At 52.1% G+C, this 17,173-nt stretch carries 14 protein-coding genes; 8 read left to right on the top strand and 6 right to left on the bottom strand.

Annotated elements, in window-relative coordinates; translation table 11 throughout:
• Window positions 1-70: 70 nt before the first annotated feature.
• From espX5 to acs, 4 genes are all read right to left on the bottom strand, one after another.
• The gene (espX5, locus tag ACJHYD_RS08410; protein WP_109553673.1) at window positions 71-1,363 is read right to left on the bottom strand and encodes a T3SS effector pentapeptide repeat protein EspX5; all 1,293 of its coding nucleotides are present in this window, start codon (window positions 1,361-1,363) and stop codon (window positions 71-73) included.
• Window positions 1,364-1,540: 177 nt separating this feature from the next.
• Window positions 1,541-3,190 carry a cation/acetate symporter ActP gene (gene actP, locus ACJHYD_RS08405; RefSeq protein ID WP_000832554.1) on the bottom strand — a complete coding sequence of 550 codons (1,650 nt, stop codon included), beginning with the start codon at window positions 3,188-3,190 and terminating at the stop codon, window positions 1,541-1,543.
• Window positions 3,187-3,501, bottom strand: coding sequence for a DUF485 domain-containing protein (locus tag ACJHYD_RS08400; protein WP_001014565.1), 315 nt, complete (start codon window positions 3,499-3,501; stop codon window positions 3,187-3,189). The genes actP and ACJHYD_RS08400 overlap by 4 nt, the downstream gene beginning before the upstream one ends.
• 226 nt (window positions 3,502-3,727) lie before the next feature.
• Window positions 3,728-5,686 (bottom strand): acetate--CoA ligase, encoded by a 1,959-nt coding sequence (acs, locus tag ACJHYD_RS08395; protein WP_001550433.1) that lies wholly within the window; start codon window positions 5,684-5,686, stop codon window positions 3,728-3,730.
• Window positions 5,687-6,078: 392 nt separating this feature from the next.
• Here acs and nrfA point away from each other — a divergent pair, with 392 nt between their 5' ends.
• The 8 genes from nrfA to gltP all read left to right on the top strand — a co-directional run bounded on the left by nrfA (window position 6,079) and on the right by gltP (window position 14,109).
• Window positions 6,079-7,515 (top strand): ammonia-forming nitrite reductase cytochrome c552 subunit, encoded by a 1,437-nt coding sequence (nrfA, locus tag ACJHYD_RS08390; protein ID WP_001305718.1) that lies wholly within the window; start codon window positions 6,079-6,081, stop codon window positions 7,513-7,515.
• 44 nt (window positions 7,516-7,559) lie between these two features.
• Window positions 7,560-8,126 carry a cytochrome c nitrite reductase pentaheme subunit gene (gene nrfB / locus ACJHYD_RS08385; RefSeq protein WP_001296647.1) on the top strand — a complete coding sequence of 189 codons (567 nt, stop codon included), beginning with the start codon at window positions 7,560-7,562 and terminating at the stop codon, window positions 8,124-8,126.
• The gene (gene nrfC / locus ACJHYD_RS08380) at window positions 8,123-8,794 is read left to right on the top strand and encodes a cytochrome c nitrite reductase Fe-S protein (RefSeq protein WP_000220281.1); all 672 of its coding nucleotides are present in this window, start codon (window positions 8,123-8,125) and stop codon (window positions 8,792-8,794) included. The genes nrfB and nrfC overlap by 4 nt, the downstream gene beginning before the upstream one ends.
• A complete protein-coding gene (nrfD, locus tag ACJHYD_RS08375) occupies window positions 8,791-9,747 on the top strand; it encodes a cytochrome c nitrite reductase subunit NrfD (RefSeq protein ID WP_001550434.1) in 957 nt (318 codons plus the stop codon). The genes nrfC and nrfD overlap by 4 nt, the downstream gene beginning before the upstream one ends.
• 19 nt (window positions 9,748-9,766) lie before the next feature.
• A complete protein-coding gene (locus ACJHYD_RS08370; protein WP_071591548.1) occupies window positions 9,767-11,485 on the top strand; it encodes a heme lyase CcmF/NrfE family subunit in 1,719 nt (572 codons plus the stop codon).
• Window positions 11,478-11,861, top strand: a complete 384-nt coding sequence (gene nrfF, locus ACJHYD_RS08365; protein WP_001550436.1) for a heme lyase NrfEFG subunit NrfF — start codon at window positions 11,478-11,480, stop codon at window positions 11,859-11,861. Before ACJHYD_RS08370 ends, nrfF begins: the two co-directional genes overlap by 8 nt.
• Entirely contained in the window at window positions 11,858-12,454 is a 597-nt protein-coding gene (gene nrfG, locus ACJHYD_RS08360) for a heme lyase NrfEFG subunit NrfG (protein WP_001550437.1), read from the top strand. Before nrfF ends, nrfG begins: the two co-directional genes overlap by 4 nt.
• 341 nt (window positions 12,455-12,795) lie before the next feature.
• Complete coding sequence (gene gltP / locus ACJHYD_RS08355) at window positions 12,796-14,109, top strand: glutamate/aspartate:proton symporter GltP (protein ID WP_000789589.1); 1,314 nt, start codon at window positions 12,796-12,798, stop codon at window positions 14,107-14,109.
• 78 nt (window positions 14,110-14,187) lie between these two features.
• Here the strand turns inward: gltP and yjcO are convergent, their stop codons facing one another.
• Window positions 14,188-14,877, bottom strand: a complete 690-nt coding sequence (gene yjcO / locus ACJHYD_RS08350; protein ID WP_000719886.1) for a Sel1 family TPR-like repeat protein YjcO — start codon at window positions 14,875-14,877, stop codon at window positions 14,188-14,190.
• 93 nt (window positions 14,878-14,970) lie between these two features.
• Entirely contained in the window at window positions 14,971-17,118 is a 2,148-nt protein-coding gene (fdhF, locus tag ACJHYD_RS08345; RefSeq protein ID WP_001300547.1) for a formate dehydrogenase subunit alpha, read from the bottom strand.
• Window positions 17,119-17,173 lie beyond the last annotated feature (55 nt).

The raw sequence follows: 17,173 nt of genomic DNA, 5'->3' as shown, positions 1-17,173 counted from the left end.
TACATGATTCTAAAACAAATAAGTTATCTCTCTTTTAAAGTCAATTCATTGGCTGTTCTTCGGCTTAACCTCAATCTGCATCTCGCATAATATCTGCAGTAATCTTCATAGCGACTGCATGAATATTATCCTCAGTTTGTGACATGCCAGTATGAGAGGTACAATCTTCTTCAAAGAATTTCTGTAGTGTTATCAGGGTATCACTATTAATGGGGATATTTTCCTCCTCACGGAGAATGGAAATGCCCATTCCCTGCACGTTAGCCTCATCGAAATTAACCCGATAGAGACGGGTATTAAACATCCAGGCTTTTGTTAAAATAGAACAGTTGAAATGGCAATTGCTTAAATTGGCATTATTAAAATTAACATTAGCCATATTAGAGCCGGTACATATAACCATTTCAAGGAATGTATTTGTCAGCCGCGTAAAAAAGAGTTTGCTATCAATTAAGTTTATATTCTGGAGAGTTGCTTTGTTCAGATTGACGCGAGACAGATCAGCATGTTCAAAGTTAATTAAATCGAGTTTAGAGAAACTAAGATCGGCTCTAAATAAATTAACATACGGCGCTATTACTTTATAAAAATTTACCTCAACCATGTACGCCATATAAAAATTTGAATAGTCAAGGAAGGTATTTTTAATATTGGCTCTATTCATTGCTGCATTGTAGAATTGAACATGGATAGCGGAGCATGAATTTAGAGATCCGTCAGTCATTTTTATCTGAGCGAAATTTGAGTCATCGAGAATACAATTATCAAAAAGTATTTTTTCCATTATGGCGAAATTAAAATTCGTTTTATACATATTACAGTCCTGGAAAATAGCGTTTTGTAGTCTGCAACCTGCAAAATTTGAATTGGATAAATCTTCATCTTTAATCACGATACCTTTCAGGCTAAGGTGTGAAAAATCGTAACCACCATTTACTGTCTGTGGGATTTCGATAGTATTATTATGGACGGTGACATTGTTTATAAAATATACTACCTTAATGGACACTTCCTTATCTTTATTAAGGTAAACTCTTCTCGTAATTCTATCGTCACATTTATTATTTGCATGTGAAGCTATATCTATAAAATATTTATGTATTTTCCTGTCCGTTTCTTTCGTGATTTTTCCTGATGGTAAACTATCATAAAATCTTTTCATTTTCTGAATCAAGCCTATCACTTTTTCATGATCATCTATTTTGAAAAGAGAGAGGGCTTTATTGTCAATTAACGTGTTTTTATGATGTTTTCTGTAATTATCTGATTTTGTTTTCTTTGTATGTGATGGACTTGTGACAGAGTGGTTATTGTTAATCTGGCAAAGAGGGAAAAACATATTATTTAAACCATTGTAGCACATAAAATATCCTTATAATTAACAAGAAAGAAAAGGCATATTCTCTGCATTATCATTTTCTACGACTGTCAAAAATCGCTCATTTTTTAATGCGTTTATTTGTTTAATATTATGGGAAAAGGTGATGCATTTTGCAGAGGAAGAGTATTCCCCGGTCAGGCGACCGGGGAAGGGGAGAGATTAATGCGCGCGGCCTTGCTCAACGCCAAAGCCGGTCTGGGAGCGGATAAACTGCGCACGGAACAGTTCACGCTCACGCGCGCCTTCCGCTGAGTTATCGGTTACCGAGAAGAACCAGATGCCGAGGAATGCCACGCTGATAGAGAACAGCGCCGGGTATTCATACGGGAAGATGGCTTTTTCGTGACCGAGGATCTGTACCCAAATCGTCGGGCCGAGGATCATCAGTACCACTGCGGTAAGCAGCCCCAGCCAGCCGCCCATCATTGCGCCACGCGTGGTCAGTTTTGACCAGTACATGGAAAGCAGAATGATTGGGAAGTTACAGCTCGCTGCGATGGCAAACGCCAGCCCCACCATAAAGGCGATGTTCTGATTCTCAAACAGCACGCCGAGGATAATGGCAATCACGCCCAAAATCAGGACGGTGATTTTCGATACCCGCAGCTCTTCACGTTCAGTCGCGCCTTTTTTGAAGACGTTAGCGTACAGGTCGTGAGACACCGCCGATGCGCCCGCCAGCGTCAGACCCGCAACCACCGCAAGAATGGTGGCGAAAGCAACCGCTGAAATAAAGCCGAGGAACAGGTTGCCACCCACTGCATTCGCCAGGTGAACTGCCGCCATGTTGTTACCACCAATCAGATGGCCCGCCGCGTCTTTATATTCCGGATTCGCACCAACCAGCATGATCGCGCCGAAGCCGATAATAAAGGTCAGAATATAGAAGTAGCCCATAAATCCGGTAGCGTAGAACACGCTCTTACGCGCTTCGCGGGCATCGCTGACCGTAAAGAAGCGCATCAGAATGTGCGGCAAGCCAGCCGTACCAAACATCAGTCCGAGCCCCAGCGACAGTGCTGAGATCGGATCTTTCACCAGCCCGCCTGGCTTCATGATGTCGACACCCTTCGGGTGTACCGCCATCGCTTCGCTGAACAGATTGTTGAAGCTAAAGCCGACGTGTTTCATCACCATAAAGGCCATAAAGCTGGCACCGAACAGCAACAGCACGGCTTTGATAATCTGTACCCAGGTGGTCGCCAGCATGCCGCCGAACAGGACGTACATCATCATCAGCACGCCGACCAGCACTACCGCAATGTGATAGTTAAGGCCAAACAGCAGCTCGATCAGTTTACCTGCGCCTACCATCTGAGCGATAAGGTAAAGCGCCACCACCACCAGAGAACCACAGGCCGAAAGAATACGAATCGGCCCTTGTTTCAGGCGGTAAGAGGCTACATCGGCAAAGGTGTAGCGTCCCAGGTTACGCAGACGTTCGGCAATCAGGAACAGAATGATTGGCCAGCCCACCAGGAAGCCCAACGAGTAGATCAGCCCGTCATAGCCGGAGGTAAACACCAGCGCGGAGATCCCCAAGAATGAGGCGGCGGACATATAGTCCCCGGCAATCGCCAGCCCGTTCTGAAAACCGGTGATATTGCCGCCTGCCGTGTAGTAGTCATTACGCGAACGTACGCGTTTTGACGCCCAGTAGGTAATACCGAGCGTAAACACGACGAAAATCAGGAACATAATAATCGCCTGCCAGTTTGTTGGCTGGCGCTCTACGGCCCCGCTAATAGCATCCGCGGCGTTAGCTGCGAAAGGGAGTGTGGCGGCAAGCGCCGTCAGAACTCTTTTCATGATGCTTGTACCTCATGCAGGACTTCATTATTAAGACGGTCGAATTCGCCGTTCGCCCGCCAGATGTAGATACCAGTGAGAACAAAGGAGATCACAATTACCCCAACACCAATCGGAATACCGCGTGTGACGCTGGTGTTCGGATTCAGCGGAGTGCCCAGCCAGCCGGGCGCGAAGGCGATCAGTAAAATAAAGCCGATATAAACTGCCAGCATAATAATCGACAGGATGGTGGCAAACCGTTGCCGTTTTTCGACTAACTCCCTGAAATGCGCATTGTCTTCTATCCGCTGATAAATCGTACCATTCATCACAGATTCTCCAGAGGTTCCCCGTCGTCTTTCACGCCGCAGGTTCGTCAGCCGCACTCGCCTCCCCCAGTCACATAGTTTTCTATGCTCCTGGGGAGATGCTCGCTTGCTTCCTGCCTGCAACGCGAAATACTTAGGGGAATTTTTATATTTGCCCTTTCCCACTATAAAGAAAGGGGCGTGTAGACCGGATAAGGCGTTAAACGCCGCATCCGGCAATTGTGGGTTACGATGGCATCGCGATAGCCTGCTTCTCTTCAAGCAGCTTCTCGACCACGCCAGGATCGGCAAGCGTCGAGGTATCGCCCAGGTTGCTGGTATCGCCCGCCGCAATTTTGCGCAGAATACGGCGCATAATTTTGCCGGAGCGGGTTTTAGGCAGGGAATCGGTCCAGTGCAGCACGTCTGGCGTCGCCAGCGGGCCAATCTCTTTACGCACCCAGTTGCGGACTTCTGCGTACAGTTCTGGTGACGGTTCCTCCCCGTGATTAAGCGTGACGTAGGCGTAGATCGCCTGACCTTTAATATTGTGCGGAATACCGACGACAGCGGCTTCGGCAATCTTCGGATGTGCCACCAGCGCCGACTCAATCTCTGCCGTTCCCAGACGGTGACCGGAGACGTTCAGCACGTCGTCCACGCGCCCGGTGATCCAGTAATAGCCATCTTCATCGCGACGCGCGCCGTCGCCGCTGAAATACATATTTTTGAAGGTGGAGAAGTAGGTCTGCTCAAAACGTTCGTGATCGCCAAACAGCGTACGCGCCTGACCCGGCCAGGAGTCGGAGATCACCAGACTGCCTTCGGTGGCCCCTTCCAGCGGGTTACCTTCGTTATCGACCAGCGCCGGTTGCACGCCGAAGAACGGACGTGTTGCCGAACCGGCTTTCAGCTCGGTAGCGCCAGGCAGCGGGGTGATCATGAAACCGCCGGTTTCGGTCTGCCACCAGGTATCGACCACCGGGCATTTCTCGTTGCCGATTTTTTTCCAGTACCACTCCCACGCTTCCGGGTTGATTGGCTCGCCTACGGAACCGAGAATGCGCAGCGACGAACGGTCAGTGCCTTCGATCGCTTTATCGCCTTCCGCCATCAGCGCGCGGATCGCCGTGGGCGCGGTATAGAGAATATTGACCTGATGCTTGTCCACCACCTGCGCCATACGGGCAGGCGTCGGCCAGTTCGGTACGCCTTCAAACATCAGCGTGGTCGCGCCGCAGGCCAACGGGCCGTACAGCAAATAACTGTGTCCGGTAACCCAACCCACATCAGCGGTGCACCAGTAGATATCGCCCGGATGATAATCAAAGACATATTTAAAGGTCAGCGCCGCATACACCAGATAACCGCCGGTAGTGTGCAGCACGCCTTTCGGCTTCCCGGTAGAACCGGAGGTGTAGAGAATAAACAGCGGATCTTCGGCGTTCATCTCTTCCGCCTGGTGCTGATCGCTGGCTTGCTCAATCAGGTCGTGCCACCACAGATCGCGCCCTTCCTGCCAGTCAATTTTCCCGCCAGTACGCTTCAGTACCACCACATGTTCAATGCTGGTGACGTTCGGGTTTTTCAGCGCGTCATCAACGTTTTTCTTCAGCGGAATACTACGCCCGGCGCGCACGCCTTCGTCGGAAGTGATCACCAACCGTGAGTTAGAATCGATAATGCGCCCGGCAACGGCTTCCGGCGAGAAGCCGCCGAAAATTACCGAATGCACCGCGCCAATGCGGGCGCAGGCCAGCATCGCGACCGCGGCTTCCGGCACCATCGGCATATAAATCGCCACCACATCACCTTTTTTAATGCCCAGCTCGAGCAGGGTATTGGCGAAGCGGCAGACGTCGCGGTGCAGCTCTTTATAGCTGATATGTTTGCTCTGGCTGGCGTCGTCGCCTTCCCAGATGATGGCGGTACGATCGCCGTTTTCTTGCAGATGGCGGTCAAGGCAGTTTGCCGCCAGATTCAGCGTGCCGTCCTCGTACCATTTAATGGACACATTACCGGGGGCAAAGGAGGTGTTTTTCACCTTCTGGTAAGGTTTGATCCAGTCGAGAATTTTTCCCTGTTCGCCCCAGAAGGTATCTGGTGCGTTAATAGATTGTTGATACATCGCCTCGTACTGCTGAGGGTTTATCAGGCAACGGTCTGCGATGTTGGCAGGAATGGTGTGTTTGTGAATTTGACTCATGCTTTTGTTCTCCTTGTAGGATGTTAATAATATGTGGCATAAGAGTTAAATGTAGGGGTATTGGCAGTTTTGTTTAGTATTTGGGCGACAGATCACGCAAAAGTAGAATTGTGCAAATAAACGGCAGGGTAATTTTTGAAGGTCAGCAACAAAAGTTGATTAATTCTTTGAGGAACATGCAGTTATGCATGCTGTTGAAAAAGAGGAAGATACTGACTAACTCTAAAGTGGTATTTTACATGCACTTACAATTGATTAAAGACAACATTCACAGTGTGGTTATTTGTTACACATAGGGGCGAGCAATGTCATGACAGTGTAGGTGCGGTTACTGTCGTGAAAAACAATAAAAACCGCCATTGCAACAATGGCGCAATTCGGATGAAGCCCCTATGACAAGGATAAAAATAAACGCACGCCGTATCTTCAGCTTATTGATTCCTTTTTTCTTTTTCACTTCTGTTCACGCTGAACAAACGGCAGCTCCCGCAAAACCTGTAACTGTTGAAGCGAAGAATGAAACCTTTGCCCCGCAACATCCCGATCAATATCTCTCCTGGAAAGCCACCTCGGAACAGTCAGAGCGTGTTGACGCCCTGGCGGAAGATCCACGGCTGGTGATCCTGTGGGCGGGGTATCCCTTCTCGCGCGATTACAACAAGCCGCGTGGACATGCCTTTGCTGTGACCGATGTGCGTGAAACCCTGCGCACCGGTGCGCCGAAAAACGCTGAAGATGGTCCGCTACCGATGGCATGCTGGAGTTGTAAAAGCCCGGATGTGGCGCGTCTGATCCAGAAAGACGGCGAAGATGGCTACTTCCACGGAAAATGGGCGCGCGGCGGCCCGGAAATCGTCAACAACTTAGGTTGTGCCGATTGCCATAACACCGCCTCACCAGAGTTCGCCAAAGGCAAACCGGAGTTAACCCTTTCCCGTCCGTATGCGGCTCGCGCGATGGAAGCCATTGGTAAACCTTTTGAGAAAGCCGGACGTTTCGACCAGCAATCGATGGTTTGCGGTCAGTGCCATGTGGAGTATTACTTCGACGGCAAAAACAAAGCGGTTAAATTCCCGTGGGATGACGGCATGAAAGTCGAAAATATGGAGCAGTATTACGACAAAATTGCCTTCTCTGACTGGACTAACTCCCTGTCGAAAACGCCAATGCTGAAAGCGCAGCACCCGGAATATGAAACCTGGACAGCGGGCATTCATGGCAAAAACAACGTGACCTGTATCGATTGCCATATGCCAAAAGTGCAGAACGCCGAAGGCAAACTCTACACCGACCATAAAATTGGTAATCCGTTTGATAACTTCGCCCAGACTTGTGCGAACTGCCATACCCAGGACAAAGCTGCCTTGCAAAAAGTGGTCGCGGAACGTAAGCAGTCGATTAACGACCTGAAAATCAAGGTTGAAGATCAACTGGTTCACGCTCACTTCGAAGCGAAAGCGGCGCTGGATGCAGGCGCGACGGAAGCCGAAATGAAGCCGATTCAGGACGATATCCGTCATGCCCAGTGGCGTTGGGATCTGGCGATCGCTTCCCACGGCATTCATATGCACGCACCGGAAGAAGGTCTGAGGATGCTCGGTACGGCGATGGATAAAGCGGCGGATGCGCGCACTAAACTGGCGCGACTGCTGGCAACCAAAGGCATCACCCATGAAATCCAGATCCCGGATATCTCGACCAAAGAGAAAGCCCAGAAGGCCATTGGCCTGAACATGGAACAAATCAAGGCCGAGAAGCAGGACTTCATCAAAACGGTGATCCCGCAGTGGGAAGAGCAGGCACGTAAAAACGGTCTGTTAAGCCAATAACCCCGTTCCGCCTCGCAAGGGGCGGAAAACACAATGGAGTGAATATGAGCGTATTACGTTCGTTATTAACTGCCGGGGTGCTGGCGTCGGGCCTGTTGTGGAGCCTGAACGGAATTACCGCTACCCCTGCGGCGCAGGCATCTGGTGATCGCTACGAAGTTACCCAGCAGCGTAACCCGGATGCCGCCTGTCTGGACTGTCATAAGCCAGATACCGAAGGTATGCATGGCAAACATGCTTCCGTTATCAACCCGAATAACAAACTGCCGGTCACCTGCACCAACTGTCACGGCCAGCCATCACCGCAACACCGCGAAGGGGTGAAAGATGTGATGCGCTTTAACGAGCCGATGTACAAGGTTGGAGAGCAGAACAGCGTCTGTATGTCCTGCCATCTGCCGGAACAGTTGCAAAAAGCGTTCTGGCCACACGATGTCCACGTAACCAAAGTGGCGTGCGCTAGCTGCCATTCCCTGCATCCACAGCAAGATACGATGCAGACGTTAAGTGACAAAGGACGGATTAAGATTTGCGTCGATTGCCACAGCGATCAGCGCACCAATCCGAACTTTAACCCGGCGTCTGTTCCGTTGCTTAAGGAGCAGCCATGACCTGGTCACGTCGCCAGTTTCTCACCGGCGTCGGCGTGCTGGCAGCCGTCAGCGGCACCGCAGGGCGCGTGGTGGCGAAAACGTTGAATATCAATGGGGTGCGTTACGGCATGGTGCATGACGAGTCGTTATGTATCGGCTGTACCGCCTGTATGGATGCTTGTCGGGAAGTGAACAAGGTGCCGGAAGGCGTCTCGCGCCTGACGATTATTCGTAGCGAGCCGCAGGGCGAATTTCCTGATGTGAAATATCGCTTCTTCCGTAAGTCTTGCCAGCACTGCGATCATGCGCCGTGCGTTGACGTCTGCCCGACCGGTGCGTCTTTTCGTGATGCCGCTAGCGGGATTGTCGATGTTAACCCGGATCTCTGCGTCGGTTGTCAGTACTGCATCGCCGCCTGTCCGTACCGCGTGCGCTTTATCCATCCGGTCACGAAGACAGCGGACAAATGCGATTTCTGCCGTAAGACCAATTTGCAGGCCGGTAAGCTGCCCGCGTGCGTTGAGGCTTGCCCGACGAAGGCGCTGACGTTTGGCAATCTGGACGATCCCAACAGTGAGATTTCGCAACTGCTACGCCAGAAGCCCACTTACCGCTACAAGCTGGCGCTGGGAACCAAACCGAAGCTGTACCGCGTACCGTTTAAATACGGGGAGGTGAGCCAATGACGCAGACTTCCGCATTTCATTTTGAATCGCTGGTGTGGGACTGGCCGATTGCCATCTACCTGTTTTTGATTGGTATTTCTGCCGGTCTGGTGACACTGGCCGTGCTGTTACGTCGCTTCTACCCGCAGGCGGGCGGTGCAGACAGTACGTTGTTGCGCACCACGCTGATTGTCGGGCCTGGCGCGGTGATCCTTGGTCTGTTGATCCTCGTCTTCCACCTGACAAGACCGTGGACCTTCTGGAAGCTGATGTTCCACTACAGTTTTACCTCGGTGATGTCGATGGGGGTGATGCTGTTTCAGCTCTACATGGTGGTGCTGTTGCTGTGGCTGGCGAAAATCTTTGAACATGATTTGCTTGCCCTGCAACAACGCTGGTTGCCGAAGCTGGGGTTCGTGCAAAAGGTTCTGAGCCTGCTGACGCCCGTTCATCGCGGACTGGAAACATTGATGCTGGTGCTGGCGGTGCTGCTGGGGGCTTATACCGGCTTTCTGCTATCGGCGCTGAAATCGTATCCGTTCCTCAATAACCCGATCCTGCCGGTGCTGTTCCTCTTCTCCGGCATCTCGTCCGGTGCGGCGGTGGCGCTGATCGCCATGGCGATACGCCAACGCAGTAACCCGCATTCCACGGAAGCGCACTTTGTACACCGTATGGAGATCCCTGTGGTATGGGGCGAAATCTTCCTGCTGGTGGCGTTTTTTGTCGGTCTGGCGCTGGGCGATGACGGTAAAGTGCGTGCGCTGGTGGCGGCATTGGGCGGCGGTTTCTGGACGTGGTGGTTCTGGCTTGGTGTCGCCGGGCTGGGGTTGATTGTGCCAATGTTGCTCAAACCGTGGGTCAATCGCAGTTCCGGCATTCCTGCCGTGCTGGCGGCGTGTGGGGCCAGCCTGGTCGGCGTGTTGATGTTGCGATTTTTCATTCTCTACGCCGGGCAGTTAACGGTGGCGTAAGCCAGAACAGAGGTGGTTTCTGGACGTATTCCTTCCTGAAGTCGGTTTTCTGGCGTTGTTGTTAAGTCTCGGGGTCAACGTGTTGACCCCGTTGACGGCCTTCGCGGGAGTGCGGTTGCGCTGGCCTGCCATGATGCGACTCACTTGCATCGGCATTCTGGCGCAGTTCGCGCTCCTGCTGCTCGCCTTTGGCGTACTGACGTACTGTTTTCTCATCAGCGATTTCTCGGTCATTTATGTCGCCCAACATAGCTACAGCCTGCTGTCGTGGGAACTCAAACTGGCGGCGGTGTGGGGCGGTCATGAAGGTTCGCTGCTGCTTTGGGTGCTGTTGCTTTCCGCCTGGAGCGCGCTGTTTGCCTGGCATTATCGGCAGCAAACCGATCCGCTATTTCCGCTGACGCTAGCCGTTTTATCTCTCATGCTCGCCGCACTGCTACTGTTTGTGGTGCTGTGGTCCGATCCCTTCGTGCGGATATTTCCACCAGCAATCGAAGGCCGCGATCTCAATCCGATGCTGCAACATCCCGGTCTTATCTTTCATCCGCCGCTGCTTTATCTCGGCTATGGCGGTTTGATGGTGGCAGCGAGCGTGGCGCTGGGGAGTTTACTGCGCGGCGAGTTTGATGGTGCCAGCGCCCGAATTTGCTGGCGCTGGGCACTACCTGGCTGGAGCGCATTAACGGCGGGGATCATCCTCGGTTCCTGGTGGGCCTATTGCGAACTGGGCTGGGGCGGCTGGTGGTTCTGGGATCCGGTGGAAAACGCCTCTTTATTACCCTGGCTTTCTGCCACTGCGCTGCTGCACAGTTTGTCCCTGACACGCCAGCGGGGGATTTTCCGCCACTGGTCGCTGTTACTGGCGATAGTCACTCTGATGCTGTCGCTGCTGGGTACCTTAATTGTCCGTTCTGGCATTCTGGTTTCGGTTCATGCGTTCGCGCTGGATAACGTCCGCGCCGTGCCGTTGTTCACCCTGTTTGCACTGATTAGCCTTGCGTCTCTGGCTCTGTATGGCTGGCGAGCGCGGGACGGTGGCCCGGCGGTGCATTTTTCGGGGTTATCGCGGGAAATGTTAATCCTCGCTACGCTGTTGCTGTTTTGCGCAGTGCTATTGATCGTGCTGGTGGGAACGCTTTATCCGATGATTTACGGCCTGCTGGGCTGGGGACGCCTCTCCGTTGGCGCGCCGTATTTTAACCGCGCGACGTTACCGTTTGGTCTGTTGATGCTGGTGGTGATTGTGCTGGCGACGTTTGTCTCTGGCAAACGCGTGCAGCTTCCGGCGCTGGTAGCTCATGCGGGCGTGCTGTTATTTGCCGCGGGGATCGTGGTCTCCAGCGTCAGCCGTCAGGAGATCAGCCTGAATTTACAGCCGGGTCAGCAGGTGACGCTGGCAGGATACACCTTCCGTTTTGAGCGCCTCGATCTGCAAGCCAGAGGCAATTACACCAGCGAAAAAGCGATAGTGGCACTGTTTGACCATCAGCAACGTATTGGTGAACTGACGCCGGAGCGGCGTTTTTACGAAGCACGCCGTCAGCAAATGATGGAGCCGTCAATTCGCTGGAACGGCATCCATGACTGGTATGCGGTTATGGGGGAGAAAACTGGGCCGGATCGTTACGCTTTTCGTTTGTATGTACAAAGCGGTGTGCGCTGGATCTGGGGGGGAGGATTGTTGATGATTGCGGGCGCATTGTTAAGCGGATGGCGGGGGAGGAAGCGCGATGAATAAAGGACTTCTCACGCTACTGCTGTTATTTACCTGTTTTGCGCGCGCTCAGGTTGTAGACACCTGGCAATTCGCCAATCCGCAACAACAGGAACGGGCGTTAAATATTGCCAGCCAGTTACGTTGTCCGCAGTGCCAGAATCAGAACTTACTGGAATCCAATGCGCCGGTGGCAGTTAGTATGCGCCATCAGGTTTACAGCATGGTGGCGGAGGGGAAAAGTGAAGTCGAAATCATTGGCTGGATGACCGAACGCTACGGAGATTTTGTTCGCTATAACCCACCGTTAACGGGTCAGACGCTGGTATTGTGGGCTCTGCCAGTGGTGTTGTTACTGCTGATGGCACTGATCCTCTGGCGAGTGAGGGCGAAGCGATGAAACCGCCTCAAATACCGGTGAAAATGCTGACAACACTCACGATATTGATGGTATTTCTCTGTGTCGGCAGTTATCTGCTAAGTCCAAAATGGCTGGCGGTGCGTGCGGAGTATCAGCGTCAGCGCGATCCGCTACATCAGTTTGCCAGCCAGCAAACCCCGGAAGCGCAGCTTCAGGCATTGCAGGATAAAATCCGCACTAATCCACAAAACAGCGAACAATGGGCGTTACTGGGCGAGTATTATCTGTGGCAAAACGATTACAGCAATTCGCTGCTGGCTTACCGTCAGGCGTTGCAACTACGTGGTGAGAACGCTGAACTGTATGCGGCGCTGGCGACGGTGCTTTATTACCAGGCTAGCCAGCATATGACCGCCCAGACTCGCGCAATGATCGACAAAGCCCTCGCGCTGGACTCTAACGAAATCACCGCTCTGATGCTGCTGGCTTCCGATGCGTTTATGCAGGCGAATTACGCGCAAGCCATCGAACTATGGCAAAAAGTGATGGATCTCAACTCACCCCGGATCAACAGGACACAGCTGGTCGAGTCGATTAATATGGCGAAATTGTTGCAGCGGAGATCAGATTAATCATCTGGTGATGGAGATTATGTTATTGAGCTGCATAAAAAATAATCGAATGAACATATGCCAAAAATAATCACCAATCAGTATTATTGCAGATTAAACAAATAAAAATCTTTCCATAACAAATGGTTATTCATTAATCCTGCCATAAACTCGCGTTATTATGCATTAATGCAGCGAAAAGCTCTGTTGTTAAAGGGTTGCGCAACATACCGCGCAAATGATACTGATCATAAGCGTTAAAAAAATCTACAAACCAACGCAACACAATTCATGCCCTGGCAGTATGTCACGTTCTCACGTTTCTGAACGGGGAACGGCGCTCCATTGAGGAAGTTATTCTGATGAAAAATATAAAATTCAGCCTGGCCTGGCAGATTCTGTTTGCTATGGTGCTGGGCATTCTCCTGGGAAGCTACCTGCACTACCATAGCGACAGCCGCGACTGGCTGGTCGTCAATTTGCTCTCTCCGGCGGGTGATATCTTCATCCATCTGATCAAAATGATTGTTGTGCCGATTGTGATCTCCACGCTGGTGGTGGGTATCGCGGGTGTTGGTGATGCCAAACAGCTCGGGCGTATTGGCGCGAAAACCATTATTTACTTCGAGGTGATCACCACCGTCGCCATCATTTTGGGGATCACTCTGGCGAACGTCTTCCAGCCCGGTGCCGGGGTGGATATGTCGCAGCTGGCGACCGTCGATATCTCGAAATATCAGAGCACTACGGAAGCGGTACAAAGCAGTTCCCACGGCATTATGGGCACGATTTTGTCGCTGGTGCCGACGAACATTGTGGCGTCGATGGCGAAAGGCGAAATGCTGCCGATCATCTTCTTCTCGGTGCTGTTTGGTCTGGGGCTTTCCTCCCTGCCCGCGACGCATCGTGAACCGCTGGTGACCGTGTTCCGCTCCATCTCTGAAACCATGTTTAAAGTGACTCACATGGTGATGCGTTATGCGCCGGTGGGTGTGTTTGCGCTGATTGCGGTGACGGTGGCTAACTTTGGTTTCTCGTCTCTGTGGCCACTGGCGAAACTGGTGCTGCTGGTGCATTTCGCTATTCTGTTCTTCGCGCTGGTCGTGCTGGGAATTGTGGCGCGCCTGTGCGGGTTAAGCGTCTGGATCCTGATTCGTATTCTGAAAGATGAGCTGATTCTGGCGTACTCCACTGCCAGTTCTGAAAGCGTGCTGCCGCGAATTATTGAGAAGATGGAAGCCTACGGTGCACCGGCGTCGATCACCAGTTTCGTGGTGCCGACCGGTTACTCTTTTAACCTTGATGGTTCGACGCTGTATCAAAGTATTGCCGCTATCTTCATTGCGCAGTTGTATGGCATTGACCTGTCCATCTGGCAGGAAATCATTCTGGTGCTGACGCTGATGGTGACCTCGAAAGGGATTGCTGGCGTGCCGGGCGTGTCGTTTGTGGTGCTGCTGGCAACGCTGGGTAGCGTAGGTATTCCGCTGGAAGGTCTGGCATTTATTGCCGGTGTTGACCGTATCCTCGATATGGCGCGTACTGCGCTGAACGTGGTGGGTAATGCGCTGGCGGTGCTGGTGATTGCCAAGTGGGAACACAAATTTGACCGTAAGAAAGCGCTGGCTTATGAGCGTGAAGTGCTGGGCAAATTTGATAAAACTGCGGATCAATAATTGAAGATTGCCGGGGATATCCACCCGGCAATGTGTGGATGCCTGATGCGACGCTTAACGCGTCTTATCAGGCCTACCTTAACCGTTAGTTAATTTTTCAAACTCTTCACACCCGGTATCAAACCCTTCCATACAGCTCAGATTTAACCAGTGCAGCGCCTTTTGCTTGTTCTTCTCGATAAAACCTTCTTCACCATTTAAGAACATCATTCCCGCCCAGTACTCGGAATAACCGGTTCGGGAAATCGCAGAGCTGCGTTTGAAATACCAGGTTGCCTTGTCATCGTCGGCCTTAATGCCCACGCCGTTGGCGTAAATCAAACCAAGCAGCATTTGGGCATCGACGGCAGAGTCGTTCTCCAGATCTTCCGAAGCGTTTTCTAACAGCGAAATCGCCTTTGGATAATCCGGTTTACCCGCTTGCGTATTTACCAGAATATGCGCCAGCGTTACTTCACCTTCTTTACTCCCCGCTTGCGCCGCTTTCTCTGCAAGAACTTTTGCTTGTGGATAGTCCAGACTGACTGGATTGGTGATTTTGATCTGCGCCAACAGCGCGCAGGCATCAGCATCACCGCTGTCGGCGGCTTTCTGTGCCCAATATTCGGCTTTGCTCAAATCGCCGGAGCTAAACCAGCTGTCGGCAAGAAAATATTGTGCGCGTCGGTCCCCGGCCTCTGCTGCCTTTAAATACTGGCTGCCAGGCTCGGAGTCGTTCGCGTGGGCAAAGAATGTCAAAAACAACATCAATGCGATAATTTTTTTCATTTTGATAATACGATTGGGTAGGGAGTAACCAGTATAAAGAGTTCGAATGGATAAAAAAACAGCCTCCGAAAGGAGGCTGTAGAAAGGACTGTATTACGCCAGTGCCGCTTCGCGCAGGCGAGTTTTCAACTTGTTGTACTCGTCAATCACGTACTGCTCGGCGGCGCGCTGATCGGCGATCGGCTCGACGCGCACGGCGCAGTATTTGTATTCCGGCGTTTTCGTAATCGGGCTTAAGTTTTCGGTAACCAGCTCGTTACAGGCACCAATCCACCACTGGTAGGTCATGTAAATCGCCCCTTTGTTCGGACGATCGCTGACCTGCGCACGGGTGATAATTTTGCCTTTACGCGAGTGCACCCAAACCAATGCCTCATCTTCAATACCCAGACGTTTGGCGTCTTCGGTATTGATTTGTGCGTAGCCAGGTTCATCAGCCAGCGCCGCCAGTGCCGCACAGTTACCGGTCATCGAACGGCAAGAGTAGTGACCAACTTCACGCACCGTTGACAGTACCATCGGATATTCGTCGGTGAGTTTGTCGATTGGCGCTACCCAGTCGCAGGTGAAGAACTGCGCCAGACCGTTCGGGGTATCAAACTTCTCTTTAAACAAATAAGAAGTCCCCTGATCGGCATCTGAAGTATCGCGACAAGGCCACTGAATGAAGCCCAGTTCGCCCATTTTCTCGTAAGTCGCACCGTAGAAATCCGGGCACAGATGACGCAACTCATCCCAGATCTCCTGGGTGTTGTTGTAGTGCATCGGATAACCCATACGAGTGGCAATTTCACTGATGATTTGCCAGTCCGTTTTCAGATCCCACTTCGGCTCAACCGCCTTGAAGAAACGCTGGAAGCCACGGTCAGCCGCAGTAAACACGCCTTCATGCTCGCCCCACGACGTTGACGGTAAAATGACATCCGCCGCCGACGCGGTTTTGGTCATAAAGATGTCCTGAACGATGACCAGTTCCAGATCTTCAAAGGCTTTACGTACTGCCGACAGCTCCGCGTCAGTTTGCAGCGGATCTTCGCCCATAATGTACGCGGCACGCACTTCGCCATGCGCTGCGCGGTGCGGCAGCTCGCTGATGCGATAGCCGGTATGAGCAGGCAGGCTTTCCACGCCCCAGGCTTTGGCGAATTTCTCGCGGTTAGCCGGATCTTTCACGTACTGGTATCCCGGATACGTATCCGGCAGCGCGCCCATATCGCAGGCACCCTGCACGTTGTTCTGACCACGAACCGGGTTTACACCCGCATGCGGCTTACCGAGGTTACCGGTCAGCATCGCGAGGCTGGTCAGAGAACGCACGGTTTCCACGCCCTGGTAGAACTGGGTTACACCCATGCCCCACAGGATGGCGGCGCTTTTCGCCTGGGCATACATCCGTGCCGCCTGACGAATCTCACTGGCGCTGACGCCGGTGATATCTTCAACCGACTCCGGCGTGTAGCCTTCAACGATTTTACGATACTCTTCAAAGCCTTCTGTACGGGAAGCGACGAATGCTTTGTCGTACAGATTTTCTTCAATAATGACATGGCCCATCGCATTCAACAGCGCGATGTTCGAGCCGTTTTTCAGTGCAATGTGCATGTCCGCAATGCGCGCGGTTTCAATTTTGCGCGGATCGCAGACGATAATTTTCGCCCCGTTACGTTTAGCGTTAATTACGTGATTCGCCACGATTGGGTGGGAATCCGCCGGGTTGTACCCGAAAACGAACACTAAATCGGTATTATCAATTTCGTTAATAGCATTGCTCATTGCGCCATTACCGACCGATTGGTGCAGACCTGCAACCGATGGGCCGTGTCAGACACGAGCGCAGCAGTCAACGTTATTGGTACCAATAACGGCGCGCGCAAATTTTTGCATTACATAGTTGGTTTCGTTACCCGTACCACGCGAGGAGCCGGTCGTCTGGATGGCATCCGGACCGTACTTCTCTTTGATGGCGCTCAGGCGCTCGGCAACGTAATTCAGTGCCTCATCCCAGGAAACAGGTTCGAGTTTGCCGCCACGCTGGCGACGGATCATGGGGGTTTTCAGGCGCGGGGTCAGGATCTGGGTATCGTTAATGAAATCCCAGCCATAATAACCCTTCAGACACAGGGTACCCTGGTTGGTTTTCCCCTGCGCTGCCTCCGCCCGGACGATTTTGCCGTTATCGACGACCAGGTTGATTTTGCAACCTGATGCGCAATAGGGGCAAACCGTGACGACTTTTTTCATCGGTCTCGCTCCAGTTAATCAAATCACGCATACGCGCTCTCGACTACAGTATGCA

This window comes from Escherichia sp. WS1368 (assembly GCF_046487485.1).
Taxonomy (GTDB): Bacteria; Pseudomonadota; Gammaproteobacteria; order Enterobacterales; family Enterobacteriaceae; genus Escherichia; species Escherichia coli.
Note: the sequence above shows the minus strand (reverse complement) of the source record. Positions and strands in the feature narration are given on the sequence as shown.

Excerpts from the sequence above, each read along its gene's own strand:
- nrfB (WP_001296647.1), top strand. The coding sequence starts at position 7,560 with ATGAGCGTATTACGTTCGTTATTAACTGCCGGGGTGCTGGCGTCGGGC.
- espX5 (WP_109553673.1), bottom strand. The coding sequence starts at position 1,363 with ATGTGCTACAATGGTTTAAATAATATGTTTTTCCCTCTTTGCCAGATT.
- nrfA (WP_001305718.1), top strand. The coding sequence starts at position 6,079 with ATGACAAGGATAAAAATAAACGCACGCCGTATCTTCAGCTTATTGATT.
- nrfG (WP_001550437.1), top strand. The coding sequence starts at position 11,858 with ATGAAACCGCCTCAAATACCGGTGAAAATGCTGACAACACTCACGATA.
- nrfD (WP_001550434.1), top strand. The coding sequence starts at position 8,791 with ATGACGCAGACTTCCGCATTTCATTTTGAATCGCTGGTGTGGGACTGG.
- yjcO (WP_000719886.1), bottom strand. The coding sequence starts at position 14,877 with ATGAAAAAAATTATCGCATTGATGTTGTTTTTGACATTCTTTGCCCAC.
- gltP (WP_000789589.1), top strand. The coding sequence starts at position 12,796 with ATGAAAAATATAAAATTCAGCCTGGCCTGGCAGATTCTGTTTGCTATG.
- actP (WP_000832554.1), bottom strand. The coding sequence starts at position 3,190 with ATGAAAAGAGTTCTGACGGCGCTTGCCGCCACACTCCCTTTCGCAGCT.
- acs (WP_001550433.1), bottom strand. The coding sequence starts at position 5,686 with ATGAGTCAAATTCACAAACACACCATTCCTGCCAACATCGCAGACCGT.
- nrfC (WP_000220281.1), top strand. The coding sequence starts at position 8,123 with ATGACCTGGTCACGTCGCCAGTTTCTCACCGGCGTCGGCGTGCTGGCA.
- nrfF (WP_001550436.1), top strand. The coding sequence starts at position 11,478 with ATGAATAAAGGACTTCTCACGCTACTGCTGTTATTTACCTGTTTTGCG.
- ACJHYD_RS08400 (WP_001014565.1), bottom strand. The coding sequence starts at position 3,501 with ATGAATGGTACGATTTATCAGCGGATAGAAGACAATGCGCATTTCAGG.